We start from the raw sequence: 2705 nt of genomic DNA, 5'->3' as shown, positions 1-2705 counted from the left end.
CAGCCCACGAACTCGTCATCGAAGGACCGTCTTACCGACAACGTCAAAAGCCCACGGTTGACAGCTCACCGTCAAGCACACATCATCCCCACTGAGCCAAACAGGTGGTCCCTAGCCCGTGGCCAAACAGTGGTCCCATCACCCTGGCGAATGACACGAGCTGTTTCGGCTTCGGACGACGAAGGCGCCCATGAGAGATTACATCCTCGCGTTCCGACCAACCGGTAGGTTAGCGTCGACGATGGCAAGTAGGTCGCCTCGCAGTAAGTCCGCGTCATCGCGTCATGTCGCGGCGGCGGTTCGCAGTCGGCGCGGGTAGGTGCGGCTGTAGGGGAGGTAGGAAATGTTCGGGAGCAAGCGATCTTTGGCTCGAAGGATACCGCCACCGATTACGAGCGAGGACTTTCGTCTTTCCGCCAGCTAACGAAGATATGGCGCTTCTGTGTGCCTGGCCGCGACGAACGCTGGGCTTGACGAGGGTATCTCATATCCGCCTAGCTGAAATCTGCGACTGAATTCGCCACGGCCAGAACGATTTTGACGCTCATCATCAAGCATATCACACTTGCCATGTGTCACAGCATATTTCGTTCCAATGCAAGGTTATGACGACCCTAGTTGATTGGGGGCCAAACAGTCCGAAATGCCGTGGCGCGAAGTACTGTCACTCTGCGGGCCTTTGCGCCTGACGGCGGCACTCGCCTCTTCTGAATAGTGTGGAATCCAACGCCCGGCGCGCCCTATACCGCAAGGCGCCCAATATAATCCCTGCGGTCAAAGCATCGATCAATCACTCAGGAGCGGGCCCCACCGGTCAAGGGACACCTCTGGGAGTCTTTACTCGAGCGAAATCCTTTTCGCCAGTACACATTTGAATGCGGTGACCGGATTGGCCCTGCCCCTCTGGGACCTAATAATCCGCTCTTCAAGATAGCGGAGCCCGTCCTTGGATACCGAGCTAATGCTTTGTCAGTTTGCGGGAGAATCCGAACGCCTCGCGGTAGGTCTTACGCAGCTAATTCTCACACATTAGACCGCTGTGCAGTGATTCGAACGGGCTAGATCGTGTCGCACTATCGAGGCATTCAGCTAATTCCGAAATAATCCCTGTACGCCGTTGAACAGCGCGTGATCCTAGAATGAGCTAGACAATGGCTATGCGGAGCGTCGTGTGGAACGCGTTCTAGAAAGCTACCAACAAGTAATTTTCACCTTGAACCAGATGTTTCAGACTGACAGTTTTCTGGGGCGGAGTCGGGAGGGCTATGAACAGCGCAAAAGTGCCTCCTCCGGAGTTGCCGGCAGTCATTCTCGGCTGGTGGATCCATGACAATCGTTGAAGCTTACGTCGTTTCATCGCCTACGCGACGATTTTGTTGGATACCGTCCCCCGCCGTGGAAGAGACGGGTCCAGAACCGCCGATCAATCGCCTTCCAGGATTCGATGATACGGAGCAGCGATGCTGGCAAGCGTTTCTGGAATCGTCGGCGCTCCTGCTCGAGACTTTGGACCGACAACTCATGAAGGTGCACCGGCTCGGGCTGTTTGACTTTCTGGTGCTGGATATGCTGGCTCGCTCGAACGGCGGCTCAGCTCGGATGGGCGACCTTGCCGAAGCTTTGGCGGTTGGGCCCAGCCGAATGACGCAGCAGATCCGCCGCATGGAATCAGAGGGTCTCGTTCGTCGCAGTCGCAGCACAAGAGACAAGCGAGGAGTGATTGCCACCGTCACACGCGAGGGGCGATTGCGGCTTCAACCCGCCACGAAAACCTACGCGGGGCACATTCGCGAACACTACCTAAACCAAATGACGCGGCAGCAGATGATCGCTATGGGTGACAGCTGTCGACGAATCAGTCAGCCCCTGAACAACTCCCAGGTAATGGACCGGTTCAAGCCCCTCTAGGGTGCTGGCCCGCGAGGCCGCGCCCGGGCCGATGACATCGACGGGCTACCGTGCGGCGGTGGCACATCGACAACCAGATGGAAGTGGCTGGCCGTGGGGGTCGATCGATGGTTCGCACCGGCGCCTAATTGCGAGACACGCTCTTGCCCAGAGCTGACGGCGTCGAGCATGCGTTCCCATCATGCAACCTGACTTTTATCACCGTTGCGGGTTTGGCGACTTCGTAAAGCTCTGACCTGGCGGTTGAGTGTTCTCCTGGTGCGGATTTGTGCACTAGGGCTGGCCTCGTAGGGTGCCTTGGTGGCGTATGTGCGCACGGTGAAGACCTCCTCGGGTGCCACGGCGGTGCAGATCGTGTGGTCGACGCGGCGTGGGTCACGCAAGATCGAGCACCTGGGCTCGGCCCATGACGTTGCGGGGGTGGCCGCGCTGAAGGCTGCGGCTGCTCAGCGGCTGGCCGCCGGGCAGGCCCAGTTGGATCTTGGGCTGGCGGCGCGCTCGCAGTCCGAGCCGTTGCCGATCACCTCTTCGAAGGCCGCTCATCTGTGGGATGCACTGTGTGCTGCCTACGAGATCCTCGGGTTCGACGAGGCTGCCGACGGCGATGCGGCGTTTCGCCAGCTGGTGCTCGCACGGATCATTGAGCCGACCAGCAAGGCCGATTCCCTGCGCGTCATCGAGGAGACCGGCATCGCGCCGGTGTCGTATCCGACGCTCAACCGCCGGCTGCCGGTGTTCGCCAAACCCAGTTTCCGGCAAGCGCTTTCGGCCATGTGTGCTTCTCATGCCCGGTTGGG

1 protein-coding gene and 1 pseudogene are annotated in these 2705 nt (G+C 59.3%); both read left to right on the top strand.

The features are described 5' to 3' along the window. Nucleotides 1–1395 precede the first annotated feature (1395 nt). Nucleotides 1396–1908, top strand: a complete 513-nt coding sequence (locus tag BN4348_RS59015; protein WP_066917772.1) for a MarR family winged helix-turn-helix transcriptional regulator — start codon at nucleotides 1396–1398, stop codon at nucleotides 1906–1908. Between the two features lie 300 nt (nucleotides 1909–2208). Beyond that, nucleotides 2209–2705 (top strand): annotated as a pseudogene (locus tag BN4348_RS59010) (IS1634 family transposase); the annotation flags it as partial.

It is taken from the genome of Mycobacterium interjectum, assembly GCF_900078675.2.
Classification (GTDB): domain Bacteria; phylum Actinomycetota; class Actinomycetes; order Mycobacteriales; family Mycobacteriaceae; genus Mycobacterium; species Mycobacterium interjectum.
The sequence above is the reverse complement of the archived record's forward strand: the minus strand, read 5'-3'. Positions and strand labels throughout refer to the sequence as shown.